At 61.8% G+C, this 25,074-nt stretch carries 25 protein-coding genes; 7 read left to right on the top strand and 18 right to left on the bottom strand.

Annotated elements, in window-relative coordinates; translation table 11 throughout:
• The first annotated feature begins 15 nt into the window (after window positions 1-15).
• Both gltX and gltA read left to right on the top strand, forming a co-directional pair.
• On the top strand, window positions 16-1,437 hold the full coding sequence (gltX, locus tag NKJ81_RS11920; protein ID WP_352540560.1) for a glutamate--tRNA ligase: 1,422 nt from the start codon (window positions 16-18) through the stop codon (window positions 1,435-1,437).
• A gap of 179 nt (window positions 1,438-1,616) precedes the next feature.
• Window positions 1,617-2,945 carry a citrate synthase gene (gene gltA / locus NKJ81_RS11925; RefSeq protein ID WP_023674946.1) on the top strand — a complete coding sequence of 443 codons (1,329 nt, stop codon included), beginning with the start codon at window positions 1,617-1,619 and terminating at the stop codon, window positions 2,943-2,945.
• 99 nt (window positions 2,946-3,044) lie between these two features.
• Here gltA and lpxB read toward each other — a convergent pair whose 3' ends face one another.
• The 13 genes from lpxB to NKJ81_RS11990 form a co-directional block, all read right to left on the bottom strand.
• Window positions 3,045-4,211 (bottom strand): lipid-A-disaccharide synthase, encoded by a 1,167-nt coding sequence (gene lpxB, locus NKJ81_RS11930; protein ID WP_352540561.1) that lies wholly within the window; start codon window positions 4,209-4,211, stop codon window positions 3,045-3,047.
• Entirely contained in the window at window positions 4,201-5,103 is a 903-nt protein-coding gene (locus tag NKJ81_RS11935; RefSeq protein WP_352540562.1) for an LpxI family protein, read from the bottom strand. The genes lpxB and NKJ81_RS11935 overlap by 11 nt, the downstream gene beginning before the upstream one ends.
• A 6-nt stretch (window positions 5,104-5,109) precedes the next feature.
• Window positions 5,110-5,943, bottom strand: coding sequence for an acyl-ACP--UDP-N-acetylglucosamine O-acyltransferase (lpxA, locus tag NKJ81_RS11940; protein WP_352540563.1), 834 nt, complete (start codon window positions 5,941-5,943; stop codon window positions 5,110-5,112).
• A 13-nt stretch (window positions 5,944-5,956) separates the two neighbouring features.
• Window positions 5,957-6,421, bottom strand: coding sequence for a 3-hydroxyacyl-ACP dehydratase FabZ (fabZ, locus tag NKJ81_RS11945; RefSeq protein WP_352502391.1), 465 nt, complete (start codon window positions 6,419-6,421; stop codon window positions 5,957-5,959).
• Window positions 6,414-7,472: a UDP-3-O-(3-hydroxymyristoyl)glucosamine N-acyltransferase gene (gene lpxD / locus NKJ81_RS11950; protein WP_352474278.1), complete on the bottom strand. Its 1,059-nt coding sequence runs from the start codon at window positions 7,470-7,472 to the stop codon at window positions 6,414-6,416. The genes fabZ and lpxD overlap by 8 nt, the downstream gene beginning before the upstream one ends.
• Window positions 7,473-7,651: 179 nt before the next feature.
• Window positions 7,652-10,015 (bottom strand): outer membrane protein assembly factor BamA, encoded by a 2,364-nt coding sequence (gene bamA / locus NKJ81_RS11955; RefSeq protein ID WP_352474279.1) that lies wholly within the window; start codon window positions 10,013-10,015, stop codon window positions 7,652-7,654.
• A 217-nt stretch (window positions 10,016-10,232) separates the two neighbouring features.
• Window positions 10,233-11,375, bottom strand: a complete 1,143-nt coding sequence (rseP, locus tag NKJ81_RS11960; RefSeq protein ID WP_023674938.1) for an RIP metalloprotease RseP — start codon at window positions 11,373-11,375, stop codon at window positions 10,233-10,235.
• Between the two features lie 104 nt (window positions 11,376-11,479).
• A complete protein-coding gene (locus tag NKJ81_RS11965) occupies window positions 11,480-12,313 on the bottom strand; it encodes a phosphatidate cytidylyltransferase (protein ID WP_352448820.1) in 834 nt (277 codons plus the stop codon).
• A gap of 3 nt (window positions 12,314-12,316) precedes the next feature.
• Entirely contained in the window at window positions 12,317-13,039 is a 723-nt protein-coding gene (locus tag NKJ81_RS11970; protein ID WP_352540564.1) for an isoprenyl transferase, read from the bottom strand.
• Window positions 13,040-13,071: 32 nt separating this feature from the next.
• A complete protein-coding gene (gene frr, locus NKJ81_RS11975) occupies window positions 13,072-13,626 on the bottom strand; it encodes a ribosome recycling factor (protein WP_084640965.1) in 555 nt (184 codons plus the stop codon).
• Between the two features lie 91 nt (window positions 13,627-13,717).
• Complete coding sequence (pyrH, locus tag NKJ81_RS11980; RefSeq protein ID WP_352540565.1) at window positions 13,718-14,440, bottom strand: UMP kinase; 723 nt, start codon at window positions 14,438-14,440, stop codon at window positions 13,718-13,720.
• 132 nt (window positions 14,441-14,572) lie between these two features.
• A complete protein-coding gene (locus NKJ81_RS11985) occupies window positions 14,573-15,679 on the bottom strand; it encodes an aldo/keto reductase (RefSeq protein WP_352502389.1) in 1,107 nt (368 codons plus the stop codon).
• Window positions 15,680-15,732: 53 nt separating this feature from the next.
• Complete coding sequence (locus NKJ81_RS11990; RefSeq protein WP_352540566.1) at window positions 15,733-16,161, bottom strand: nuclear transport factor 2 family protein; 429 nt, start codon at window positions 16,159-16,161, stop codon at window positions 15,733-15,735.
• A 114-nt stretch (window positions 16,162-16,275) separates the two neighbouring features.
• Here NKJ81_RS11990 and NKJ81_RS11995 point away from each other — a divergent pair, with 114 nt between their 5' ends.
• The gene (locus NKJ81_RS11995) at window positions 16,276-17,226 is read left to right on the top strand and encodes a LysR family transcriptional regulator (protein WP_352540567.1); all 951 of its coding nucleotides are present in this window, start codon (window positions 16,276-16,278) and stop codon (window positions 17,224-17,226) included.
• On the opposite strand, the gene tsf is transcribed toward NKJ81_RS11995, so the two are convergent.
• The 5 genes from tsf to NKJ81_RS12020 form a co-directional block, all read right to left on the bottom strand.
• Window positions 17,216-18,139: a translation elongation factor Ts gene (gene tsf, locus NKJ81_RS12000; protein ID WP_352540568.1), complete on the bottom strand. Its 924-nt coding sequence runs from the start codon at window positions 18,137-18,139 to the stop codon at window positions 17,216-17,218. The two genes, NKJ81_RS11995 and tsf, sit on opposite strands and share 11 nt — an antisense overlap.
• A gap of 119 nt (window positions 18,140-18,258) precedes the next feature.
• Window positions 18,259-19,056 carry a 30S ribosomal protein S2 gene (rpsB, locus tag NKJ81_RS12005; RefSeq protein ID WP_031211288.1) on the bottom strand — a complete coding sequence of 266 codons (798 nt, stop codon included), beginning with the start codon at window positions 19,054-19,056 and terminating at the stop codon, window positions 18,259-18,261.
• Between the two features lie 204 nt (window positions 19,057-19,260).
• Window positions 19,261-19,539 carry a DUF4031 domain-containing protein gene (locus NKJ81_RS12010; RefSeq protein ID WP_352540673.1) on the bottom strand — a complete coding sequence of 93 codons (279 nt, stop codon included), beginning with the start codon at window positions 19,537-19,539 and terminating at the stop codon, window positions 19,261-19,263.
• Window positions 19,540-19,581: 42 nt separating this feature from the next.
• Window positions 19,582-20,880 (bottom strand): lysophospholipid acyltransferase family protein, encoded by a 1,299-nt coding sequence (locus NKJ81_RS12015; RefSeq protein WP_352540569.1) that lies wholly within the window; start codon window positions 20,878-20,880, stop codon window positions 19,582-19,584.
• 135 nt (window positions 20,881-21,015) lie between these two features.
• Window positions 21,016-21,843, bottom strand: a complete 828-nt coding sequence (locus NKJ81_RS12020; protein ID WP_023674927.1) for a cell envelope integrity EipB family protein — start codon at window positions 21,841-21,843, stop codon at window positions 21,016-21,018.
• Between the two features lie 138 nt (window positions 21,844-21,981).
• Here NKJ81_RS12020 and NKJ81_RS12025 point away from each other — a divergent pair, with 138 nt between their 5' ends.
• The 4 genes from NKJ81_RS12025 (at window position 21,982) to NKJ81_RS12040 (ending at window position 24,996) form a co-directional block, all read left to right on the top strand.
• The gene (locus NKJ81_RS12025) at window positions 21,982-22,446 is read left to right on the top strand and encodes a RidA family protein (protein ID WP_352448812.1); all 465 of its coding nucleotides are present in this window, start codon (window positions 21,982-21,984) and stop codon (window positions 22,444-22,446) included.
• Window positions 22,447-22,460: 14 nt separating this feature from the next.
• Window positions 22,461-23,189, top strand: a complete 729-nt coding sequence (locus tag NKJ81_RS12030; RefSeq protein ID WP_352540570.1) for a glycerophosphodiester phosphodiesterase — start codon at window positions 22,461-22,463, stop codon at window positions 23,187-23,189.
• Window positions 23,190-23,229: 40 nt separating this feature from the next.
• On the top strand, window positions 23,230-24,444 hold the full coding sequence (locus tag NKJ81_RS12035; RefSeq protein WP_352540571.1) for a GNAT family N-acetyltransferase: 1,215 nt from the start codon (window positions 23,230-23,232) through the stop codon (window positions 24,442-24,444).
• 120 nt (window positions 24,445-24,564) lie between these two features.
• Window positions 24,565-24,996: an HIT family protein gene (locus NKJ81_RS12040; RefSeq protein ID WP_352540572.1), complete on the top strand. Its 432-nt coding sequence runs from the start codon at window positions 24,565-24,567 to the stop codon at window positions 24,994-24,996.
• The last annotated feature ends 78 nt before the right edge of the window (window positions 24,997-25,074 follow it).

The following is a 25,074-nucleotide window of genomic DNA, read 5'->3' on the forward strand; positions in this document are numbered from 1 at the left end:
CCGCCTGAGAGTTCCATGCCCGATAAGGTCGTCACCCGTTTTGCCCCCTCGCCCACCGGCTATCTGCACATTGGCGGCGCGCGCACGGCGCTGTTCAACTGGCTGTACGCCAAGCACACGGGCGGCACGATGCTGCTGCGTATAGAGGATACCGACCGTGAGCGGTCGACGGATGCGGCGACGGCAGCCATTCTCGACGGGCTTTCCTGGCTCGGACTCACCTGGGACGGCGCGCCTGTCTCGCAGTTCGAGCGCGCGCCGCGCCATCGCGAGGTGGCCGAGGAGCTGGTGCGCGTGGGCAAGGCCTATTACTGCTACGCGACGCCGGCGGAGCTGGAGGCGATGCGCGAGGCAGCGCGAGCCAAGGGGCTTCCGCCCCGCTATGATGGGCGCTGGCGCGACCGCGACCCGTCGGAGGCGCCGCCCGGCGCCAAGGGGGCGATCCGCATCAAGGCGCCGACAGACGGCGAGACGGTGGTGCATGACCGCGTCCAGGGCGACGTGCGCTTTCCCAACAAGGATCTCGACGATTTCATTATTCTGCGCTCGGACGGCAATCCCACCTACATGCATGCCGTCGTCGTCGACGATCACGACATGGGCATCACCCACATCATCCGCGGCGACGATCATTTGACCAACGCCGCACGCCAGACCGTAATCTATCACGCCATGGGCTGGGAGGTGCCGTCGATGTCGCATATCCCGTTGATCCACGGTGCCGACGGCGCCAAGCTGTCGAAGCGGCACGGTGCGCTTGGCGTCGAAGCCTATCGCGCCATGGGCTACCTGCCGGAGGCGCTGCTCAACTATCTGGCGAGGCTTGGCTGGAGCCACGGCGACGATGAGATCATGTCGATCGCCGACATGATTACATGGTTCGACATTGGCGACGTCAACAAGGGCGCCGCCCGTTTCGACTTCGCCAAGCTCGAGGCGCTTAACGGCGTGCATATGCGCCGGATGAACGACGCGGCGCTGCTCGACATCTTCATCGCCACTCTGCCCTATCTAGAAGGCGGCCCGGCAATCGCCGCTCGCCTCGACGACAGACGCAGGGCGCAACTGCTTGCCGCGTTGCCGGGCCTGAAGGAGCGCGCCAAAACGCTGGTCGAACTTGTTGAAGGGGCTGAATTCCTTTTCGTCGAACGGCCGCTGCCGGTCGACGAGAAGGCGGCGGCGCTGCTCAGCGGTGAGGCACGCGCGATCCTGCGGGGCGCTCATGCGGCACTAGCCACGGTTTCGGGGTGGTCTGCCGCCTCAGCCGAAGCCGCGATCCGCGACTATGCGCAGGCCGCCGGCTATAAACTCGGCGCCGTGGCCCAACCTTTGCGCGCCGCGCTCACCGGCAAAAGTACCTCGCCAGGTGTCTTTGATGTGCTTGCCGTGCTTGGCCGCGAGGAAAGCCTGGCGCGGATCGCTGATCAAATCGATTAGCAAACTGGCCCAAGAAGATTGGCATTGAAAGGTGTGTTTCGCAGTGCAACATTGGGTCTTGGCCTAATCTGCCGCGCAGATTCAATTGCGGGCGCAAATGTGCGTATTCCGATGCTTTTGACGTGTTGGGTTCAGATATTTTGCCTTTGCCGGCCTGAGGAAACAAAAAGGAGTTTGCTATGACCGAACCTGCGACAAAAATGGAATTTGGCGGCAAAACCCAGGCATCGACGGCCAAGCTGGAACTCGGCGGCAAAACCCATGAATTCAAGATACGAAGTGGTTCGGTAGGACCTGACGTCATCGATATCGGTTCGCTCTACAACACCGCCGGCGTCTTTACCTACGATCCCGGTTTTACGTCGACGGCGAGCTGCGAATCGGAAATCACCTTCATCGATGGCGATGCCGGCATTCTTTTGCACCGCGGCTACCCGATCGACCAATTGGCCGAGCACGGCGACTTCCTCGAAGTCTGCTATCTCTTGCTCTATGGTGAACTCCCGACCAAGGCGCAGAAGGACGATTTCGACTACCGGGTGACGCGCCACACTATGGTGCATGAGCAGATGTCGCGCTTTTTCACCGGCTTCCGCCGTGATGCGCATCCGATGGCGGTGATGTGCGGCGTGGTCGGCGCGCTGTCGGCCTTCTATCACGATTCCACCGATATCTCGGACCCCTATCAACGCATGGTCGCGTCAATGCGGCTGATCGCCAAGATGCCGACGATCGCGGCGATGGCCTATAAATACCACATCGGCCAGCCATTCATTTACCCGAAGAACGAGCTGAATTTCGCAGCCAATTTCCTGCATATGTGCTTCGCCGTGCCTTGCGAGGAATACAAGATCAATCCGGTGCTGGCCCGCGCGATGGAGCGCATCTTCATCCTGCACGCCGATCACGAACAGAACGCCTCGACTTCGACCGTCCGCCTGGCCGGCTCGTCGGGCGCCAATCCTTTTGCCTGTATCGCTGCCGGCATCGCCTGCCTGTGGGGTCCCGCACATGGCGGCGCCAACGAGGCAGCCCTGAACATGCTGGGCGAGATCGGTCATGTCGATCACATCCCGGAATTCATTGCGCGCGCCAAGGATAAGAACGATCCGTTCCGATTGATGGGATTTGGCCACCGCGTTTACAAGAATTACGATCCGCGCGCCAAGATCATGCAGAAGACCGCGCACGAGGTCCTGGGCGAGCTCGGCATCAAGGACGATCCACTGCTCGACATCGCCATGGAGCTGGAAAGGATCGCACTGACCGATTCCTATTTCATCGAGAAGAAGCTCTATCCGAACGTCGATTTCTATTCCGGCATCACGCTGAAGGCGCTGGGCTTTCCCACCACCATGTTCACCGTGCTGTTCGCGGTCGCCCGCACCGTCGGCTGGATCGCGCAGTGGAAGGAGATGATCGAGGACCCGCACCAGAAGATCGGTCGCCCGCGCCAGCTCTATACCGGCGCGCCGGAACGGGACTACGTGCCAATCGCGAAGCGGTGAAGGTGGTGAATGGTGAATGGTGAATGGTGAATGGGAGTAGCGAAGCGTCGCTCCCTGTCCATAGAAACCGCTATTCACAATTCACAATTCATAATTCACTCACTTCCTCACCATCCCCATCACCACCCCCGCGGCAATCTCGCCTGACGGCTTGGCGGTTGCCATACGCCCGGCAATGTCGGCAAAACCGTGCTTCTGCCAGGTGCGGTAGGCGGTATCGGAGAACAGCGCTTCCAACTGCCGCGCCAGATAATGCGGCCGCACATATTGATTGTAGTGTTCCGGCACAACCGGCCGGTCGGCAATGAGATTGGGCAAGGCTGCGCTCCATACTTTGATCAGCGGCTGCGCCATGCGCATGACCGGATCGAGCCGGTAGCAGGAGATCATCGGCACACTCGCCAGTGCCAGTTCCAGCGATACCGTCCCCGACGCGATCAGCGCCGCATCCGCCTTGCCGAAGGCCTGCCATTTGCGTTCGGCATCAAGGATGATCTCCGGCTTCTCGTCCCAGCTCGCGACCGAGGTCCTGACCAGGTCGGCGACGTGCGGCACCGTCGGCAACAGCAGGCGCAAGCGGTGCCCGCGCGCCCGCAGGATCGACAGCGTTTCGCCGAACGGCCCAACCAGGCGCCGCACCTCGCCGCGACGCGAACCGGGCAATACAAGCAACGTTTTCACACGGTCAGCGGCGAGGTTACGCGGCTGCGCCTGCGCCCTTGCGGCACTGACTATGCCCGGATCGTGTGTAAGGCGATGCCCGACATAGGTGCCGGGCGGCCCGCCCAGGCGAGCGAGTTCCTTCACCTCGAACGGCAGGATGCAAAGAATGTGATCGACATATGGCTTCATCGCCGCCGCCCTGCCCGGCCGCCAAGCCCACACGCTCGGGCAGACATAGTGGACGATCGGGATAGTCGGATCGGCGGCACGCACCTTCTTGGCGACGCGCAGCGAGAAGTCCGGACTGTCGATGGTGATAAGGCAATCGGGCTTTTCACCGGCAATCGAGTTTGCCGTCTTGCCGATCCGCCGTATCAGGCGCGGCAGGTCGCGCAGGATGGCGCTAAGCCCCATCAGTGCGATCTCGCTGCCGTCGAACAATGGCGCCAGGCCGAGCGCCTGCAAATGGCGGCCGCCGATGCCGACAAGCCGAACTTCGCGCCCGGTCATGCGCTTGAGCGCCTGCACAAGGTCGGCGCCAAGCAGGTCGCCGGACTCCTCGCCGGCGACGATGGCTATCTTCAACGGCCGCTCATTCGCCATGCGCCGGCTCCGCAGCAGGCAGGCCGATCACGAACAGGCCGAGCGTATTGGCACGTCCGATGGTGGCGGGACCTTCGAGCACTAGCGAGCGACCGGCTTCGACGGCAATGCCGGCCAGTCCGGCGGCATGCGCGGCCTCGACTGTCAGCGGGCCGATGGAGGGCAGATCGGCACGCAGTTCCTGACCGGGCTTGGCGCATTTGACCAGAACACCGCGGCTCCCGCCGGCCAGCCTGCCGTGCCCGCGCAACTCCCTTGTCCGCTCGAGCAGCCCGTCGGTGCCTTCGACGCCTTCCAACGCAATGGCGCGGCCGCCGACCGCAACAGCCGCTTGGCCGATATCCAGCGCGCCGATGGCTTTTGCCGCCGCGTGCGCCGCCTCGATGTCACGCCAGTCGGATTTGCGTGGCGCCGCCTTGGTCAGCAGGCCTTCGGCGGCGACCAGCTCCGGCACGATCTCGTGAGCGCCGACGACCTTGATGCCGCTGCGCTCGATCCTGCGCACGAACAGTTTCAGCACCGTATCGTCCCCCCGGGTTACACCGACGAAGAGGCTGGGTAGCCACGCGAGCAGGCCCAAATTGAGGCGCATGGCGCTCAGCCTGGGGCGGCGCGTGATATGACCCGCGGTTACGAGATGCGTGACGTGGTGCCGCTTAAGGATCGGCAGCAGCGAGCCGACGTCTTCCAGCCTCAAGGTTGCCTGCTCATAGGGCTCGAAATCGGCTATGCGATCGACCTCGCCGGCCGCCATCACGACGAAGGGCAATTTGCCTTGCCGGGCGAGCGCTCGGGCAATTTCGACCGGGAGACTGCCGCCGCCGGCGATGATGCCGACCTTGGCATCTGGCGCGAGATCAAGGCCTTTTCCGGCAGCCTCAATCTTCGTCATCTGCCCTCAGTCTTCATCATCGGTATCGTCGCCGTCGCTACCCTTGAGGGACGGCACGGCGTAGTGCCGCTTGCCGCGACCGGCGATGAAGTCGACGATCTTCATGGCAGTCGGCGACGAGGCGAATTCCGCCTTGGCAAATTCGATGTTTTCGCCGACGGTCCGGGAGCGATCGAAGATCGTCTTGTAGGCTTTGCGCAGCAAGTGGATCTCCGTACGCGGCAGGCCGGCGCGCTTCAGGCCAATGATGTTGAGGCCGCGAAGGCTGGCACGGTTGCCAACGGCGATGGCGTAAGGAATGACGTCGCCGACGATCGCCGAGCAACCGCCGAGAAAGGCGTTATCGCCGATGCGGACAAACTGATGAACTGCGGTAAGGCCGCCGATGTAGACATTGTCACCGACTTCGCAATGCCCGCCTAGCGTCGCTTGATTGGCGAAGGTGGCGTTCTTGCCGACCACGCAGTCATGGGCAATATGGGCATAGGCAAGGAAATTGCCGTTGTCGCCGATCGTCGTCTCGCCGCGGCTGGAATCGGTGCCGACATGCATGGTGACACCTTCGCGGATCGTGCAGTTCTCGCCGATCACCAGCGTGGTACGGCCGCCCTTGTGCTTGGTGTTCTGCGGCGGCCCGCCCAGTATCGCCATCGGATAGACCTTGGTCGATGCACCGATGGTGGTCGCGCCAATCACCGAGACATGGCTGACCAGTTCGACGCGGTCGCCGATCACGGCGTCGGGGCCGACGTGACAGAAGGGCCCGATGCGGGCGCCTTCGCCGATTTGGGCGCCTGCCTCGATGACCGAGGATGGATGGATGACTGTCTGGATTTTCATTAGCATTCGTTTGTCAGCCGCTTGCGACCATCATCGCCGAGATCTCGGCTTCCGCCGCCTTGGCGCCATCGACGAGGGCCTCGCAAGCGAATTTGAGAAGATTGCCGCGTTTCTTGATTTTCTTCACATGAATTTTCAGCTGGTCGCCTGGAACGACCGGCTTGCGGAACTTGGCATTGTCGATGGTCAGGAAATAAACCAGCGACGGCTTTTCCGTACCAAGGCTGCGGATGCAGATGGCGCCGGCCGTCTGCGCCATCGCCTCGATGATCAGCACGCCGGGCATGACCGGCTGGTCGGGGAAATGACCTTGGAAATGCGGCTCGTTTATGGTGACGTTCTTGATGCCGACGGCGGATTCGTCGCCATCTATGTCGACAATACGGTCGATCATCAAGAACGGATAGCGGTGCGGCAGGAGCTTCATCAGCCGCATTATGTCAACCGCTTCGAGCGTCGCCGCTGCGATGTCAGCCATTTCCCCCCTCACCCTGTTTGCGCGTCCGTGCAAGTCTGCGCAAGGCCGCTATCTCGCGCATGGCTTCCGCCATCGGCTGCGCCGGATATCCTCCCCAAATCTCACCGGCAGGCACATTGCTCATAAACCCGCTTCTTGCCGCAAGCTTGGCCCCGGACCCGATGGTCAAATGATCCGCAAGGCCGACACCGCCACCCATGGTGACGTTGTCGCCTACCGTCACGGAACCGGAAATACCCGAAAGCCCGGCTATAATGCAATTGCGGCCGATGCGAACGTTGTGCGCGATCTGCACCAGATTGTCGATCTTGGTGCCCTGGCCGATGATCGTGTCGGACATGGCGCCGCGATCGACGGTCGTATTCGACCCGATCTCGACGTCGTCCTGGATGATGACGCGGCCGATCTGCGGAACCCGCTCCGGACCCTTGGCGCCGGCCACGAAACCGAAGCCATCCTGGCCGATCCTGGCACCGCCATGGATGATGACGCGATTGCCAATCAACGCATATTGCACGCTGGCACCTGGACCGACATAGCCGTCGCGGCCAATCTGCGAGGACGGACCGATGACCGCATGCGGGGCAATGACGGTCCCGCTGCCGATGGCAGCGCGAGGTCCGATGATCGCACCCGCTTCGATGATCGCGCCGGCCTCGACATGGGCGGTCGCATCGATATGGGCGTGCGGCGAGATACCGGTTTCGCCGGTCATCGGTCCAGGCGTTGCAGCCGCCGGAAAAAGCAGACGCCCGACCATTGCGAAGGCCTGCTGCGGGCGCGGATGCACCAGCACCGCGATGCCCGCCGGCGCCTTGCCGGCAAATTCGGCAGGGCAGAGAACCGCCGCCGCCCGCAGTGACTGCATCAGGGCGAAATTGCGCCTGCCATCGACGAAGACAAGGGCGTTCTCGCCGCCTTCGTTGGCGGGCGCCAGAGCCTCGATCGATACATCGAAGAGACCGGAATCAACAAGCGTCGAGCCGGTCAGATTCGCGACTTCGCCGGCCGTATACCGGCGTGAGGGCGCGAAGAACACCGGATCGGTCATTCCAGAAGCAATATCCAGCTAGCGCATGACCCCGAAATCGGAAATCGACCCTCGGAAAGGATCATGCGCAAATCAAAATGCTACAACGTCCTTTGCGCGTCCGATAGGACGCGCTGCGCTGTAGTGTCGGATCACTGCCATCCGGATCCAAACGAGCCGGAAGCATCATTGCCCGCACATCAGAAGCGGGTCGATATGCCGAAGTTGAATTCCTGCACGTCGTCGGTCTTTTCCTTCTTGACCGGGATCGCATAGTCGATGCGGATCGGGCCGAAAGGCGATGCCCACATCAAACCGACACCGACGGAAGCGCGCCATTCCATGCCGGTTGTCGAAGAATTGACAAGGCCACTTGCGATTTTGCTGCCGTAGAGCGTTGCCGCATCGGCGAACACAGCGCCACGCAAACCGAAGCTTTCGGGGATGACCGGCAGCGGGAACTGAGCTTCCGCCGAGGCATTGAAGTAGGTGGTGCCGCCGAGATGGTCATTGCTGTTGTCCGAAGCAACCGGGCCGATGCCGCCGTATTCGAAACCGCGGATCATACGGTCGCTGCTCTGGAAATGGTCGAAGACGCGCAGATCGCCGTTGCCATAGCCTTGGACATGGCCGGCGCCGCCCGAAATGAGGCCCACCAGGTCCAATTGTTCGGACAGCGTCTGATAAATGCTGCCGCGCGCCGTGACCTTGATGAACTTGGCATCGCCGCCGACGCCAGCCACTTCGGTGCCGACATTGGCATAAATACCGTCATGCGGGTTCTTCATGTCGTCGATGGTATTGTAGATCAGGCCGAGGCTGACCGAGGACTTGAGCCATGGGCTCTCTTCAACGCCGTTTACGATCGCCTGGGAGACGTCGCAGGTGCCACCATTGATAACGGGAACGCAGCCCTCGTCGAACTCGTACTTCTCTTGCGCAATATTATAAGCCAGCTGCGTTGAGATATTGTCGGTGATCGGCAGACCGAAGCGGACGGTCGCGCCTGTCGTGTCGCTGTCGTAATGGTCGTAGTTTCGGCTCTGCTTGTAGATGTCGAAGCCGGCCGCGATCCGGCGGCCGAGGAAATAGGGTTCGGTGAAAGAGAAGCTGTAGTCGCGCGAGTTCTTGCCACCGCCCGCCGCCACCTTGATGAATTGGCCGCGACCGAGGAAGTTGCGCTCACTGACGGAACCTTCGACGGACGGACCTGACGTTTCACCGCCGCTCGAATAACCGGCGCCGACCGTGAACTCACCGGTCGATTTCTCGACCACATCTACCACCAGCACAACCTGGTCCGGCTCAGAACCCGGAACGGTGGAAATTTCGACTTTTTCAAAATAATCGAGCGCTTCCAGCCGCCTCTTCGCGCGCTGGATGAGCACCTGATTGAAAGCATCGCCTTCGCTGACATCGAACTCGCGGCGAATGACGTAGTCGCGCGTCCGATCGTTGCCGCGAATCTCGATGCGCTCGATATAGGCCTTGGTCCCCTGATCGACCGTATAGACGACCGAGATCGTGTGGTTCTCGAAGTTGCGGTCGCCGCGCGGCGTCACCTGGGCGAAGGCATAGCCGGATCCAGCGACCTTTTCGGTCAAGGCGATGATCGTGTCCTCGACGTTCTTGGCGTTGTAGACATCGCCCTTGTGGGTCTCGACCACCGATTCAAGTGACTTGGCGTCGACCTCGGGGATCGTGCTTTCGACGCTGACATCCCCGAACGTATAACGCTCGCCCTCCTGTACCGTGATGGTGACGGTGTATTTGTTGGTGGTGTCGTCGAGTTCGCCGACAGCCGAGACGACCTGGAAGTCGGCATAGCCGTGATTATAATAGAAGCGGCGCAGCAGCTCCTGGTCGGCGCGCAGCTTGTCCTCGTCATAAACGTCGTCGCGCAGCACGAACGACAGGAAGGACGAACGCTTGGTGGAGATGATGTCCGACAGCCGGCGGCTCGAATAGGCGCTGTTGCCGACGAAATTGATCGCTGCGATCTGGGTGCGGCCGCCTTCGTTGATGTTGAAGACCACGTTTACCCGGTTGTCGCCGAGATCCATGATCTGGGTGGTCACGGCGGCATCGTCGCGGCCGATACGCCGGTATGCGGCCTTGACCGCCTCGACATCGGCATCGAGCTGCTGTTGCGAGAAGGTGCCGCGCGGCTTCAATTGCACCGCGGCCTCAAGCGCGTTGTCCTTGAGCTTCTTGTTGCCCTGGAACAGCACCTGGTTGACGACCTGGTATTCGGACACCTTGATGACCAGCGTCGATCCGACCTGGTTGATCTGCACATCCGAAAACAGCCCGGTGCCAAACAGCGCCTTGACCGCATCGTCGATATCCGAACTGGAAAACGCCTTGCCGGGCTTGATCGTCACGTAATTGCGGATGGTGTCCGCGTCGACACGCTGATTGCCGGTGACTTCGACTCTGGAGACGACAGCCGCCTCGGCGGCCGATGTGGCAACGAACTGCACTGCGAGCGCGCCTGGTACAACCAGAGCGGCGGACATAGCCACCGCGGACGCGGCGCTCAGAAACTTGGATGCTGCCTTCATCGGGCTTTTGTACCTTTTCTCGAAGTCCCCACGGCGAGAAAACCGGACGTGCGGTAATTTCCCCTACCGTATTAACCGGATTTTCCCTACACGCAAGGCTTCTGGTTAATTTGTATTTACTTAACCCTGCGGCGTGGCTTTCGCGTCACGCATATCCCCACGCATGGTAAACGGCGTCTCAACATTGCTCGTGCCGAAGCCAAATTCCTTCATGATTTCAGCACCCAAACAGATCGTTCCAGAAAACAAAGCCCATGAACCCGAGCACCAATATGAGGCCGCTTCGGTAAGCCATTTCCATCATGCGTTCGGACACCGGCCGCCGGATGACAGCCTCCACGCCGTAGAACAGAAGATGCCCTCCGTCGAGGGGGGGAATCGGCAAAAGATTGAGAATCCCTATCCCGACTGACAGGAATGCAACAAGCTGCACGAGCCATTCAAAGCCGAGCTTTGCCGCCTGACCCGACATCTTGGCGATCTTGATGGGGCCGCCCAGCTGGCACTTGTCCTCGCGACCGACAACGAAACGTTGCAGGAACTGGCCGGTACGCTGGATGACGTGTCCGGTTTCCTGGACCGCTGCCCCGACCGCCCCGGCCGGACTATAGGTGATCAGCCGTGGCTGGCCGAGTTCCTTGTTGTTGACGACGCCGATCACGGCCACCTGGACCTTGTTGCCCAGTGCGTCTTGTTGTTCCATCAGGCGCGGCGTCGCCGTGACGGTGATTTCCTTGCCGGCGCGTAGCATGACGAAGGTGATGCTGTCGCCGGCGCGGCCAGAGACCAGACGCTGGACGTCGGCAAAGGTCTCGACCTTGCTGCCGTCGACGCTGACGAATCGGTCGCCGGGCATGATGCCGGCCGCGGCGGCCGGACTGCCGACGGTGACCTCAGCCACCATCGGCTCCAGCACGGGCCGGCCATGGACGGAAAACAGCACGGCAAAGACGGCGATCGTCAGCAGGAAGTTGAACAGCGGCCCCGCCACGACGGTCGCCGCGCGCTTCCAGATCGGCTGCGTGTGGAAGGCCACCTTGCGTTCTTCGTCGCTCAGTGCCTCGATCTCCTCCGAGCTGGGCTGGCTCGACGTCGCGTTCATGTCGCCGACGAACTTGACGTAGCCGCCGAGCGGTATGGCGCAAAGCTTCCAGCGCGTGCCGCGGCTATCGTTGAAGCCGATGATCTCTGGGCCGAAACCGATGGAAAAGGCTTTTGCGCCGATACCGCACCAACGCCCGACGAGGTAATGGCCCATTTCGTGGACAAAAACGACCACGGTCAGCACGAACAGGAAAGGCACCAGCGTGCCGAGGACAAAGCCCTCTGTGCTGAAAACCGCGTGAAAAATCTCGTTCAATTCATGCCCTCAAATTCATCCACGGCACAGATCACGCCGCGACTGTGACATCAATCCAGGCGAATCCATGACGCAGCCCCGCGTCGGCCCACCGACGATGCCGTTCAAACCGGAAACAGCCCCTGTGCCGGATGGTCGGCGGTCGCGGAAATCCAGCCGATGACGTATAGGGCGAAAGCCGCCGCGACAAGCCCATCTACCCGATCCATGATGCCGCCATGGCCGGGTATCAGCGTGCCGGAATCTTTACGGCCGTGGCGTCGCTTGACCCATGATTCGAACAGGTCGCCGGCCTGCGCGACAATCGAAAGCACCAGTGCGACCACGCCAAGCACGACGAGGTTGCCCGTTCCGGCTACGGCGGCCAGAAGCAGCCCGGCCACTACGCCGCCGACCAACCCACCGAGCGCCCCGCTCCGCGTCTTGCCCGGCGAGATCGACGGCGCCAGCCTTGGACCACCGATGGAGCGGCCGACGAAATAGGCAAAGATATCGGTCGCCCAAACCACGGCGAATAGGAACAGAATGGCCAGCAGCCCTGAATGGTCGCCGTCACGCAAGAAGGCCAGCGACAAGCCGGACACGGCCGCATAGGCAAGGCCGGATGCTTCCCACGGTCCTGCCCTGCGCATGGAAGAAGCGACGGCAGTGACAGCAACCAGAGCCGCGACGAGCGGCAGCAGCAAAGACGCAGGCAGGCCGGCGACGAGGGCACCAATAAAGACCACGATCAGCGCCTCGGGCAGAAAGCCGAGACCTGCCGTAGCACCAGCACCTGCCGGGGCAACGGGGCGGCTCATCCGCGTCCACTCGTAGAAGATGACCGCCGCCATGGCAGCGCAAAGCAACCGGAAGGACAGTCCGCCGAGCCAGGTCAGGGCAAGCGTGACGATGGCAAGCACGACGGCCGAAATGACCCGGAGTTGGAGGTTGCTCATTCCTCAGCCTGAGGCGACATCTTGGGCGGCAAGTCCGCCGAAGCGGCGCTCGCGGCCGGCGAAATCGCGCAGTGCATCGGACAGGTGCTCGCGACTGAAGTCGGGCCAGTAGCAAGGCAGGAAAACGAGTTCGCTATAGGCTGCCTGCCATAACAGAAAGTTGGACAGCCGAAGCTCGCCGCTGGTGCGGATGACCAGTTCCGGGTCCGGAATGCCCTCTGTATCGAGCGAGCTGGCAAAGGAATCGGCCGTGATCGCCTCGCTCTCGATCTCACCGCGCGCCACCGCCGCTGCGAGCTTGCGCGCGGTGCGCACGATCTCGTCGCGCCCGCCGTAATTGAAGGCAATGACCAGTGTCAGCGCCCCGTTGCTGAGAGTGAGCGTTTCGGCTTCCTCGAGCAGCCCCCTTATGTCGGGCTGCAGCCCCGCCCTGTCACCGATGACCCTGATCCGCACCCCACTCTGGTGCAGCTCGGCGAGGTCACGTCGGATGAAAAGCTTAAGCAGGCCCATGAGGTCGCTGACTTCGGATTTCGGCCGTGACCAGTTTTCCGACGAAAAAGCGTAGACGGTCAGGAAGGAGATGCCGAGGCCGGGTGCGGCGCGCACTGTCTTGCGCAGCGCCTCGACGCCGGCGCGGTGACCGGCCAGCCGCGGTAAGCCGCGCGCCTTGGCCCAGCGTCCGTTTCCGTCCATGATGATCGCGACATGCGCGGGCGTTGCCATATTCTCGCTTCCGGGCCAGGCGTGGCCAGACCCTAGACCTGCATGATTTCCGCTTCCTTGTCGGAAAGCAGGTGGTCGATGGTGCTGATTGTCTCGTCGGTCAGTTTCTGAACCTGGTCGGCCCGTTTGCGATGGTCGTCCTCACTGATGTCGCCGTCCTTTTCCGCCTTTTTCAGAAAGTCCATGCCGTCCCGGCGAACGTGGCGTGCGGCGACGCGGGCATTCTCGGCATAACCGTGCGAGATCTTGACCAGCTCCTTGCGGCGCTGTTCGTTGAGCTCGGGCAGCGGAATCCTGAGATTGGTACCGTCGACGATAGGATTGAAGCCGAGATTGGCTTCACGGATGGCGCGGTCGACTGCGCTGACCATCGACTTGTCCCAGACCGAAACCGAAATCATGCGCGGTTCCGGCACCGACACTGTTGCCACCTGGTTGATCGGCATGGTGGTGCCATAGGCCTGCACCTGGACGGCATCGAGCAGGTTGCTCGACGCGCGGCCGGTGCGCAGCGAAGCCAGATCATGCTTGAACGCGGCGATCGCCCCGTCCATGCGCCGTTTGAGATCGTCGTACTCGCCACTCATCATCGTCTCCTCGACCCGTTAACCCGGGTTCACTGCTTAGGCCCTGTTCGAGCCTCATCCGCAACCGGTCCCTTTCGGGTTCATGGTCCGGTCAATCGTCTGCGACAACCGTGCAACGGCCGCCGCCCCTCAGGATATCGCCGAAGCCACCCTTCTCGTGGATCGAATAGACGATTATCGGAATGTTGTTTTCGCGCGCAAGTGCAATCGCCGCCGTATCCATGATCGAAAGCCCGCGTTTGATGACTTCGTCATGGCTGATCCGCTCGAAACGTGTCGCATCCGGGTCCTTCTTGGGATCAGCCGAATAGACACCATCGACCTGGGTGCCCTTGAACAGAGCATCGGCGCCGATCTCGGCGGCGCGAAGGGCTGCAGCCGAATCGGTGGTGAAGAACGGATTGCCGGTGCCGCCGGCGAAGATGACGACCTTGCCCTGGTTCATGTAGGCGGTCGCCTGACGCTGCGAAAAACTTTCGCAAAGCTCGGGCATGGCGATCGCCGACAGCACCACGGCGTCGACGCCGATCTTGTTGAGCGAGGTGCGCAGCGCCAGCGAATTGATAACCGTGGCAAGCATGCCCATATGGTCGCCGGTGACGCGGTCTCCGCCTTTTGACGCAACCGCGACGCCACGGAAGATGTTGCCGCCGCCTATGACGACACCGACTTCGATGCCCAATGCGCGGGCCTCGGCGATGTCGGCGGCGATGCGGTCGACCACCGATACGTCGATGCCGAAATGCTGCTCGCCCATCAACGCTTCGCCCGACGCTTTCAGCAAGACACGTCGGTAGAGGGGCTTCACCGTCATCTGGTCCTCGTCATCGTGCGTGTGACGCGTTTCGGTGCGCCCCGAAACACTGGGCGTTCCGATACACGAAGGGCGCCGCGATGTCACGCGGCGCTCGAGCCGGAAAGTTGAGATCGTGGACCGGGATAGCCGTCAGCTCACGCCGGCAAAAGTGCCTCGCATGAGCAGATCCGGCAGATAGCTTGCCGGCTTACCGCCAACCGCCTGCCCACCGGTCAGGCCGGCTTGTATTTCAGGGCCGAAGAACGAATACGGAAAGGGCGTGACCGGCCGGCTCACCGCATCGAGCCGTGCCCGAAGATCTTCGGGAATGTCGAAATCAAGCGCGCCGAGATTGTCCTTGAGCTGGTCAAGCCTGGTGGCGCCGACGATGACGGACGCAATGCCTGGCCTGTTTGCCGTCCAGTTCAGGGCGACCTGGGCCATGCTGCGGCCGAGCTGGCCGGCAACCCTCTCCAGTTCGGCGACGATTTGCCAGTTGCGATCGGTGAATTTCTGGAAACCGGGATTGGTCGAACCACGCATTGTCTCCAGCCGGCCACCATCTTTGACGATTGTATCGAAACGGTATTTTCCGCTGAGCAGGCCACTGGCCAATGGACTCCAGACCATGATTCCAGCGCCATAGCGCGTGCCGAACGGCACGAACTCGTGCTCGATGTTGCGCTCGGCCAGCGAATATTCGAGCTGAAGCGCCGAAACCGGTTCATAGCCGCGATGCTCGGCGACGGCCTGCGCCCGGCTTGCGTACCAGGCCGGCACGTCGGACAGACCGACATGCCGGATCTTTCCGGCGCGCACCAGATCGTCCAGCGTCCGCATCACCTCCTCCGGCGGCGTCAGCCTGTCCCAGGTATGGAGGATGTAGAGGTCGATGTAGTCGGTGCCGAGCCGCTTCAGCGAACCGTCTATCGCCCGCAGGATGTTCTTGCGGCCGTTGCCCCCGGCGTTCGGGTTGCCCGGTTCGGCGTTGTAGGTGAATTTGGTACTGATCACCGCCTTGTCGCGCAGCCCACGCTCGGCGATGAATTCGCCGAGCCAGGTTTCGGCCGTGCCACCGGTATAGAGATCGGCGGTATCGAAGAAATTGCCACCGGCTTCGACATAGGCATCAACCAAGGCGCGTGCGGTTTCCTTCTCCGCGCCCCAGCCCCATTCCGTGCCGAACGTCATGGTGCCGAGCGCCAGGCGGGTGACACGCAGCCCGCTGTTGCCGAGCGTGTAGTAGGACATGGTCATGATTTCTCCTGAAGTTTGAAAAGCGGGATTGAGGTCTTGCCTGGGATACGCAGTCAGGCCTTGGCCAGAGCATCGACCACCACCTGGAAGCGGCGCGGATCGAAATAGTCGTGGTAGGCGCTGATCAGACCGCTCTTGAAGTGGAAAATCGCGATATTGCTGTTGGTGTATTCAGTGCCGCCGATCAGCACCGCGCGGTTCTTGTACTCAACGACGATCGCGTCCGAATCCGCTGCCGGATAGATGGCTGTCAGCTGCGAATCGAAGGATTCGAAATTACCGAAGAGGCCTCGGAAGGCCGCCAGGATCGCGGCCTTACCATCGATGCTGTTTCCAAATCCTGCCGGCGGGTAGAAGACAAGTATCCGGCCATCTTCAGCCCAAAGGTCGCCCCATGCCTCAATGTCCTTGCTGTGCATCAGATCAAAGAATTTACGCACGGTCTCGAGATTACGGGTTCGTTCGGAATCGAGGTCGGTCATTGGACGTCTCCTTGGCTGCTCGGCGATTGCCGTGTGATGCAGCCAAAGATGCGCCCTCCTTTCCCCGCCGATAAGATTGCATTATGCGAATGGACTATGCGATATCATGCATGAATGGACCGCGATCTGCTTAGCCACCTACCTGTAATCGTTGCCGTCGCGCGACGTGGCGGCTTCGCGCCGGCAGCCGCCGAGCTCGGCATGAGCCCGTCAGCGGTCAGCCATGCGGTTCGGCTGGTAGAGGAGCGAATCGGCCAGCCGTTGTTTGCCCGCACCACGCGCAGCGTCTCGCTGACCGAGGCTGGCACCGCGCTTGTCGCTGCGGCGGAGCCGGCGCTGGAAGACATTGCCGACCGGATCGAACGTATCCGCTCTGTCAAAGGCCGGGCAAGCGGACTGCTCAGGATCAACGCGCCGCGTTTGGCGCTGCCTCTGGCGCTGATGCCCATCCTAACGGCGATGGCGGAACGTTACCCTGACGTGACGGTGGAGATCGTCACCGACGAACGTCTGAGCGATATCGTCGGCGAGGGTTTCGACGCCGGCATCCGGCTGGGCGAGATGATCGCCGAGGATATGGTGACGGTGCGACTGACAGGGCCTTTCCGCAGCATCATCGTTGCCTCGCCGGCCTATGTCGGCCGGCGCGGGCGGCCATGGGCGTTGGCCGATCTCGCCGCGCACAACTGCATCGGCTATCGGCTGCTGCGATCACGTGCGCTCTATCGCTGGGATCTGTCCGATCAGGGCAAGGATATCAGCGTGGAGACACGCGGCAGCGTGGTCGTCAGCGATCCGCTGTCGGCAAGGGAAATGGCGCTTGCCGGTATCGGCCTCGCCTATCTGTTCGAGCCGCTTGTCAAGCCCGACATCGAGGCAGGCCGGCTGGTCGAAGTCCTTGGCGAGGCATCGATCGAGGAACCGGGACTGTTCCTCTATTTCCCGCGCCGCGCCTCGATGGCCCCGAAGCTCCGCGCCTTCATCGACACCGCGCAAGAAATCGGCCGGGCATCCTCGCGGATACCCGGCCGAAAAAAACCTTTCAAACGAATAGTTACTTCTTGACCGCTGCCGCGACTTCCGCCGCGAAATCGGTCTCTTCCTTCTCGATGCCCTCACCGAGCGCGAAGCGCAGATAGGCAGCGATTTTGGCTGGCGCGCCGATTTCGCTTTCGGCATCCTTCAGCGCCTTCTCGACGGTAATGTCGGGATTGAGCACGAAAGCCTGCTTGAGCAGCACGACCTCTTCATAGAACTTGCGCAAACGGCCTTCGACCATCTTCTCGATGATCGCTTCCGGCTTGCCGGACTGGCGCGCCTGGTCGGCGAAGATCGCCTTCTCGCGTTCCACTGCGGCCGGATCGAGCTCTTCGGTGGTCAGGGCCATCGGACTGGTGGCAGCGACATGCATGGCAACCTGACGGGCGAAGGCGTTGGCGGCATGCGCGTTGCCTGTCGTCTCGATGACCACCAGCACGCCGAGCTTGCCAAGGCCGTCGGCGACCGCATTGTGAACGTAGGTTGCGACAGCGCCGTGCTCGACGGTGAGCTTGGCCGAGCGGCGGAAGCCCAGATTCTCACCGATGGTGCCGACAGCGTCCTTGATGGTCTCGGCGACCGATTTGCCCGATCCCGGATAGGGAGCGGCGGCAACGGCCTCGGTCTTGCCGCCATAGGCAAGCGCGACCTTCGCGACATTGGCGACGATCTCCTGGAACGCAGCATTGCGGGCAACGAAGTCCGTCTCGGAATTGACCTCGACGATCGCTGCCTCGCGGACGCCGGAATCTACGCCGATCAGGCCTTCGGCAGCGGTACGGCCAGCCTTCTTGTCGGCCTTGGAAATGCCCTTCTTGCGCAGCCAGTCGATGGCTTCTTCCATATTGCCGTTGGTCTCGTTCAACGCCGCCTTGCAGTCCATCATGCCCGCGCCGGTCAAGTCGCGGAGTTCTTTGACCTGTGCAGCCGAAATGCTCATTGTCGCCTCTTTGTCTAAATGCACTGACGCACCATCGATTTTCGATGATGCGCCTGGTGCTGGTAGCGCTTACCGCGCCAACATATTGGAAAGATGAAGGCCGCAGCCGGCCTTCGCTACTATGCTTCCGGGGTCTGGGCTGCCGGGCTCTCGGCGGCCGGGGTCTGATCGAGCGCCGGCTCGACCGGAGCCTCGACCGATGCGCCGATATCGACACCGAGCGCGCCCTGCTGACGGGCGATGCCGTCGATAGCTGCCTTCGCGATCAAATCGCAATACAGCTGGATGGCGCGGGCCGCGTCGTCATTGCCGGGGATCGGGAAGTCGATCTTGTCCGGGTCGCAGTTGGAATCGATGATGGCAACGACCGGGATGCCGAGACGCTTGGCCTCGAGAATGGCGATCGCTTCCTTGTTGGTGTCGATCACGAACATCAAATCGGGCGTCGAACCCATATCCTTGATGCCGCCCAGCGCCTTGTCGAGCTTCTCACGCTCGCGGTCGAGGTTGAGGCGCTCTTTCTTGGTCAGGCCCTGAGCCTCGCCGGCCAGCATTTCGTCGAGCTTGCGCAGGCGCTGGATGGAATTCGAGATCGTCTTCCAGTTGGTCAGCATGCCGCCGAGCCAACGCGAGTTGACATAGTACTGGGCCGAGCGCTGCGCGGCATCGGCGACGATGTCGGAGGCCTGGCGCTTGGTGCCGACGAACAGCACCCGGCCGCCCTTGGCAACAGTGTCGGAAACCTGCTTCAACGCCTGGTGCAGCAAAGGCACTGTCTGCGAGAGGTCGATGATGTGGATGTTGTTGCGGGCGCCGTAGATATAGGGCGCCATTTTCGGGTTCCAGCGGTGGGTCTGGTGGCCGAAGTGAATGCCAGCTTCCAATAGCTGGCGCATGCTGAAATCAGGCAGAGCCATTCTTATTTCCTTTCCGGTTAGCCTCCACGGACACAGGCATTTTTGGACTTTGTCCTCGAACGCCACCGGAGGTTTCAGCCGGATTTCTCCCGGGCAGACACCAAAGTCCGTGTGTGGAATGAGCGCGCATATAGAGGGGAAGCGCGACAAACGCAAGCGCTGTGGCGTCTTGCGGCTCAGCGTGCGGCGATCAGCGCACCGGTGTCATTGCCGCATCTTCCCCTTCGGCACCCGCACACGCCGGAAAACGGCGACGATCTCCTCGCGGCTGCACTCGATGGCGCCTAACCGCACTGCGCGGTCGCGCTCGAACCCGGTTATGTCATAGTGCGGCGCAGATGTCTTTGGCGGTCCTTGGTAGGACGCGCGCTTGATGCCGAGCTGCCCGGCAAAGCGATGCAGCTCGTCGGTGTCGTCTGCCAGCAGATGACACCAGCGGTGGCCGACCCATTTCCAGATCGCCGCATCGACATAGACCGCCACAGGCTTGCCGCACTCCTTCATCTTGCGCCGACCAACACACCGCTAACGATGATAGAAGGGATTGGCATAGAAAATGAAGCCGCCGCCAGCCTCGAGTTGCGTCATCGTCTTGGTGACGGTCTCCTGCATCCGGTCGTGCAGTTCGGCGAGTGCCTCCTCGACGGAGCCTTGATAGGCGTGCAAGCCTAGCGGCTCCGGTACCCGGACATAGGCGCGACGTGGGCCTGCCGGCTGCGGCACGAAACGGTTGATCGCATCGCGCAGCGTACCCTTGCAATAATCGTTGCGGATCCGCTTCAAATGTTCGGCGATCTCCTCCTGCGTGATGCGCGGGTTGGCTGAGGCCCACGGCCCGACACGCTGCAGGCGCTGGATCGCATCTGCCAGCGTTCGGACCTGCTTCTGGCTTCCGCTGCCATCCGTGCTTTCCCGCAGCCAGCGCCGCGAACGGCGCAAAAGGTCGGCATTGTCGAGCGTGCCGGCGTCGACCGAGACAAGTTCGGCAAGGCGACGGCCGAGTTCGGTCAGCAGGTCCTTTTGACGTGCGTCATACGAAGCCCGCTCATCGGACCGCAGGCCATATGCAGCCTCATCGCGAGACAGCAACGTCGCATAGATATGATGGATGCGCTCCGGCAGCGAATCGGCGGCACGGCGTTCGATTTTCAGGCTGTGCTCGACATAGGCGCATTCCTTTGCCAGCGCTGCCTCGACATTCCCCGTGAAAGCAAGCTTCCAGATCACGGGCGCGATCCAAACCTTGAAATCCGGATCCGTCAGGCGGCCGCGCTTCAACGCCTCGAACCCCATTTCGACCGCGCCCGGCAGCAGCGGGGCAATGATGTTGGCATGCCAGCCGACACCGCCTTCGGGATGCAGGAGCACGCCGTGCCCCTTCAGCGCCCAGGCCACCGAATGTTCCTTGGCGGCCGCGCTGTTGCCCGGGATTTGCGCGATCAGATTGTTGGCCAACCAGAATTTCTGCATCAGCCGGCCAAGCCCGTTGACGACGCCGTGCGTGGCCCAGGATGCCGCCAGCGGGCTTACCCGCGAGACGACCTCCTTGTCGATCATCCAGTCGGTAAAGAATTCAGGATGGTTGGGCGTGATGAACGTCGCCTTGCCCGCGCCGCAACAAGCCTTCAGCCTTTGCCGGTCATCCTCCGGAAAATCGATGTGGCGGACATTGGCGACGCCGCGCAAACCGGCCAGACGGTTGAATGGCAACAGGTCGCGAAACCCCGGAATGCCGTGCAGCATGACAATCCGGTTGACGAATGTCATAGCGTTGATCAGTGTCGCATTGGGCCGCGGCGCCACAAAAACGTCGATCCTGCTCAACCTGCTCCCCCGCGGCGCATACCGTAATAAAACGTTGATAGGCAATTGCGGCATGCTCAAGTCGATGCGACTTGCCCCGCAAGATTAAGCGCTACTATCCCGGATAGCGGCCGGCGGCTTGCCGTTCACTCGAGCTTATTTAGACGGGCAGGTCTTAGGCTGATCGAACAGTGACAGATTGACCAATTTGCCGGTCATCGAGAACTCGCCATAGTCCATGACGAGATCGCGCGTGATGCCGTTCTTGTGCAGCTTGAAGCTGATCCGGTATTCCGGCACCTCCTCGCCGCCTTTGTCGGCATCATCGAAATAGGCGATGTCGACCGGCCAGTATTTGTCGGTGGCGAGCTTGGCCAGCGCCGGCGCTTCCGGATCGGCATTGTCGGCATCGGCTTGCTTGCCGACGACGACGGTGGTGGTCACCACCTTGTTGGCGTCCTCAGAGCCGTCGAACAGGTTGGTTTCGTAGAAACGCTCGCCCTTTTCCGCCTTGCCGATCATTTCGACCATTTGCTGGGTCGGGAACTGGGTCGGCGCGAGTTCCAGGCTGTTCTTCTCGGGCTTGTCGATATCGACCTTGAGACCGTTGGCTTCCTTCGTTGCGGTACCCTTGACCTCCTTGTCGAGGTTCTGGTCGACAAAGGATTTGTTCACGAAGGAGAAGGTCTTGCCCTCGGCATCCTCGAAGGTGGTCATCTGCTGGTCGGTCAGCCTTGTGTTGTCGCTGGTTACGATCTGGGTCACCAAACGGAACTTTACCGTATAGCCCTCGCAAGGCGAGCCGTTGAACTCGTAGACCATGCGGCCGGTGATGCCGGTAATGCCGGAACGGTCTGAAGCCTTGTCGAGTGAAATGTCGTAAACAGCACGATGCGCCTGCAGCGCAGGCACCGCAAAAGCGGGAGCCGCCCAGGAAGCCGCTGTCAAGAGAACGGCGTTGAATGCGAGGCGCGTTGCGCGCATGGGGTGCTCCGATCATCGCGGCTAGTGGCAAGCCGCATGGAAAGATGGTCCAGCTTAAAAAAAGTCGTGGCGGAAGCGAGGCAAAAATAGCAATTTCGGCCCGGCCTGCGCGGCACCTTCAAGCAATAGGGAAATAGCATGAGCGAAACAATCGAAAAGCGGCTAAGCGATCTCGGCGTGACGCTGCCGGCCGCCGCCGCGCCCGCCGCCAATTACGTGCCCTATTGCCGGACCGGCAATCTGCTGTTCACCGCCGGGCAGTTGCCGCTCAAGGAGGGCAAGCTCCAGGCGAGCGGACTGCTTGGCCGCGATGTCGACACCGCGACCGGCAAGGAAGCCGCAAAATACTGTGCGATCAACATATTGGCCCAGGCTCAGGCGGCACTTGGCGATCTCGAGAAAATCCGTCGCTTGGTGAAGATCACCGTCTTCGTCGCCTCGGCACCGGATTTTGTCGAACAGCATCTGGTTGCCAACGGCGCCTCGGATTTTCTCGCCGCCGTGCTCGGCGATCGTGGCAAGCACGCTCGCTCCGCCGTCGGCACCGCCTCCCTGCCGCTTAATGCCGCAGTGGAAATCGAAGCGATCTTCGAAGTCGAATGACCGGGACTGCAACCATGACCGATCTTTCCTGGCTGACCGCCCGGCCCGTCGCCCATCGCGGCCTCCACGACATGAACAAGACGCGCTGGGAGAACACCCTTTCCGCCTTCGCTGCGGCGACCGAGCGCGGCTACGCGATCGAATGCGATGTGCACCTATCATCCGACGGCGTCCCCGTCATCATCCACGATGGCGATCTGCGGCGGCTGACCGGCGAGGACGGCTTCGTCTGGCAGCGTACGGCTGCCGAGATCACGGCGCTGAAGGTCGGCGGCACCGCCGACCATTTGCCGACGCTGCAGCAGGCGCTTGATCTGGTCGACGGCCATGTGCCGATGGTTGTCGAGCTGAAAGGTGCTGCCGGGCACGACGAAGGCCTGGTCGAAAGCGTCGGCAAGATGCTCAAGCATTACAAGGGCAAGACCGCGATCATGTCGTTCGACCATTGGCTGATCCGCGAGTTCCCGAAATATGCACCCGGCATACCCGGCGGGTTGACCGCCTATGGCAACGACAACCACCTGATCGAGGCGCATTTCGCCATGCTGGCGCATGACATCGCCTTCACCTCCTACGCTGCCGGCGACCTGCCGAACCGGTTCGTCTCCTTCGTGCGAGAGAGACTCGGCATGCCGGTGATCACCTGGACCGTGCACGACCAGCCTGCCGTCGACCTGACCTTCAAATATGCCGACCAGATGACGTTCGAAGGATTCGAGCCAGATCTGGTACGGCTCGCCTGAGCGGGCTTGTATGGGTCCGCAGCGAGCTTAAGTAAACCTCATGGATCAAGGGGACGACTGCGAAAGACAAACGGCGAATGCGGAGCTGTCGATCCGCATCGCCGCGGGCATCGGCGCCTTTACCAGCGCTGAATGGGACAGCCTCGGCGGCACTACACGCGGCGATGCAGAATACGGCTACAACCCGCTTGTTTCATTCGCTTTTTTGAGCGCGCTGGAAGATTCCGGCTGCGCTGTTCGGCGCACAGGCTGGCAAGGCCATCACCTCAGGCTGGAAACCGCGCGAGGCAAGTTGCTCGGAGCGGTCCCCTGCTATCTGAAGTCGCACAGCCAGGGCGAATATGTCTTCGACCATGGCTGGTCGGACGCGTTCGAACGCGCCGGCGGGCGCTACTATCCGAAGCTGCAATGCGCGGTGCCGTTCACACCCGTCACCGGCCCTCGCCTGCTGGTCGGCAGGGGCGAGGACAGCCCCACCGTCAAGGCCGGTCTTGCGGCGGGCCTGAAGGCGGTGACGGATAAGCTCGGCGTGTCTTCCGCGCATGTTACTTTCGCGCCGGAGGACGACGTCCAGGTATTGGCGGCGGCCGGCTTCCTGCATCGCACCGACCAGCAGTTTCACTTCTTCAACGAAGGCTTTTCGAGCTACGACGATTTTCTCGCAACGTTAGCCTCGCGCAAGCGCAAGGCAATGAAGAAAGAGCGGCGCGAGGCCCTCGCCGACGGCATCTCGATCGACTGGCTGACCGGCAAGGATCTGACCGAAAAGGCCTGGGACGACTTTTTCGCGTTCTACATGGATACCGGCAGCAGGAAATGGGGCCGGCCCTACCTCAACCGCGATTTCTTCTCACTTATCGGCGAACGCATGGCCGACGACATCCTGCTGGTCATGGCCAAACGCAGCGGGCGCTACATTGCAGGTGCCATCAACTTCATCGGTTCAGACGCGCTCTACGGCCGCAATTGGGGCTGCATCGAGGACCACCCGTTCCTGCATTTCGAGGTCTGCTACCATCAGGCGATCGATTTCGCCATCTCGCGCAAGCTGAAGGTGGTTGAAGCCGGTGCGCAGGGCGAGCACAAGCTGGCGCGCGGCTACCGGCCCGTGACGATGCATTCGGCGCACTACATCGCCCATCCAGGTCTGCGCAATGCAGTGGCCGACTACCTCCAGCGCGAGCGGCGCGAAGTCGAGCGGATGAGCGAATATCTGGAAGAGCACACCCCGTTCCGCAAGGACATGGCGCAGTAGAGCAGCGAGACCCCACTCGCTCAGCCGCACGGGCCGCATGGCCGATGTCGGCCGATCGTCTTGCCCGCCCGGAATAGCTTCGCTACACGAGACAGCGAGCCAAGAACCGGAGCGCGCGCCATGGCCGAAGCAACCTACGACAGCAGCAACATCTTCGCAAAAATCCTGCGCGGAGAAATCCCTTCGCACCACGTCTACGAAGATGACGCGGTCATCGTCTTCATGGATGTGATGCCGCAAGGGCAGGGTCACACGCTGGTGGTGCCGAAAGCGCCGTCGCGCAACCTGCTCGACGCGGATCCGGCGGTGCTTGGCCCGCTCTTCGTTCACGTCCAGAAAGTTGCGCGGGCCGTAAAGAAGGCCTTCGATGCCGATGGCGTCACGGTTATGCAGTTCAACGAACCAGCTTCGGGGCAGACCGTTTTCCACCTCCATGTCCATGTCATTCCGCGCTTCGACGGCATTCCCTTGAAGCCGCACAGCGGACAGATGGAAAAGCCTGAAGTCCTGGCCGAAAACGCCGGCAAGATACGGATGGCGCTGGCAAGCTGAACCGGCGCAACCGCCCTGGCGGGCGCCGGGCGGTTAACCGGAAAATGTCATAAAAAAAGCCCCGGTGCCGGGGCTTTT

It is taken from the genome of Mesorhizobium sp. M0018 (assembly GCF_040323955.1).
Taxonomy (GTDB): domain Bacteria; phylum Pseudomonadota; class Alphaproteobacteria; order Rhizobiales; family Rhizobiaceae; genus Mesorhizobium.

Bases quoted from the DNA above. Each gene is read 5' to 3' on its own strand.
- lpxA (WP_352540563.1), bottom strand. From the start codon at position 5,943: ATGAAAATCCAGACAGTCATCCATCCATCCTCGGTCATCGAGGCAGGC.
- NKJ81_RS12025 (WP_352448812.1), top strand. From the start codon at position 21,982: ATGAGCGAAACAATCGAAAAGCGGCTAAGCGATCTCGGCGTGACGCTG.
- frr (WP_084640965.1), bottom strand. From the start codon at position 13,626: ATGAGTGGCGAGTACGACGATCTCAAACGGCGCATGGACGGGGCGATC.
- lpxD (WP_352474278.1), bottom strand. From the start codon at position 7,472: ATGACCGATCCGGTGTTCTTCGCGCCCTCACGCCGGTATACGGCCGGC.
- NKJ81_RS12030 (WP_352540570.1), top strand. From the start codon at position 22,461: ATGACCGATCTTTCCTGGCTGACCGCCCGGCCCGTCGCCCATCGCGGC.
- tsf (WP_352540568.1), bottom strand. From the start codon at position 18,139: ATGAGCATTTCGGCTGCACAGGTCAAAGAACTCCGCGACTTGACCGGC.
- NKJ81_RS12035 (WP_352540571.1), top strand. From the start codon at position 23,230: ATGGATCAAGGGGACGACTGCGAAAGACAAACGGCGAATGCGGAGCTG.
- pyrH (WP_352540565.1), bottom strand. From the start codon at position 14,440: ATGACGGTGAAGCCCCTCTACCGACGTGTCTTGCTGAAAGCGTCGGGC.
- NKJ81_RS11970 (WP_352540564.1), bottom strand. From the start codon at position 13,039: ATGGCAACGCCCGCGCATGTCGCGATCATCATGGACGGAAACGGACGC.
- NKJ81_RS11935 (WP_352540562.1), bottom strand. From the start codon at position 5,103: ATGACGAAGATTGAGGCTGCCGGAAAAGGCCTTGATCTCGCGCCAGAT.
- NKJ81_RS11995 (WP_352540567.1), top strand. From the start codon at position 16,276: ATGGACCGCGATCTGCTTAGCCACCTACCTGTAATCGTTGCCGTCGCG.
- bamA (WP_352474279.1), bottom strand. From the start codon at position 10,015: ATGAAGGCAGCATCCAAGTTTCTGAGCGCCGCGTCCGCGGTGGCTATG.
- NKJ81_RS11985 (WP_352502389.1), bottom strand. From the start codon at position 15,679: ATGACCATGTCCTACTACACGCTCGGCAACAGCGGGCTGCGTGTCACC.
- lpxB (WP_352540561.1), bottom strand. From the start codon at position 4,211: ATGGCGAATGAGCGGCCGTTGAAGATAGCCATCGTCGCCGGCGAGGAG.
- gltA (WP_023674946.1), top strand. From the start codon at position 1,617: ATGACCGAACCTGCGACAAAAATGGAATTTGGCGGCAAAACCCAGGCA.
- NKJ81_RS11965 (WP_352448820.1), bottom strand. From the start codon at position 12,313: ATGAGCAACCTCCAACTCCGGGTCATTTCGGCCGTCGTGCTTGCCATC.
- NKJ81_RS12020 (WP_023674927.1), bottom strand. From the start codon at position 21,843: ATGCGCGCAACGCGCCTCGCATTCAACGCCGTTCTCTTGACAGCGGCT.
- fabZ (WP_352502391.1), bottom strand. From the start codon at position 6,421: ATGGCTGACATCGCAGCGGCGACGCTCGAAGCGGTTGACATAATGCGG.
- NKJ81_RS12040 (WP_352540572.1), top strand. From the start codon at position 24,565: ATGGCCGAAGCAACCTACGACAGCAGCAACATCTTCGCAAAAATCCTG.
- NKJ81_RS11990 (WP_352540566.1), bottom strand. From the start codon at position 16,161: ATGACCGACCTCGATTCCGAACGAACCCGTAATCTCGAGACCGTGCGT.
- gltX (WP_352540560.1), top strand. From the start codon at position 16: ATGCCCGATAAGGTCGTCACCCGTTTTGCCCCCTCGCCCACCGGCTAT.
- rpsB (WP_031211288.1), bottom strand. From the start codon at position 19,056: ATGGCTCTGCCTGATTTCAGCATGCGCCAGCTATTGGAAGCTGGCATT.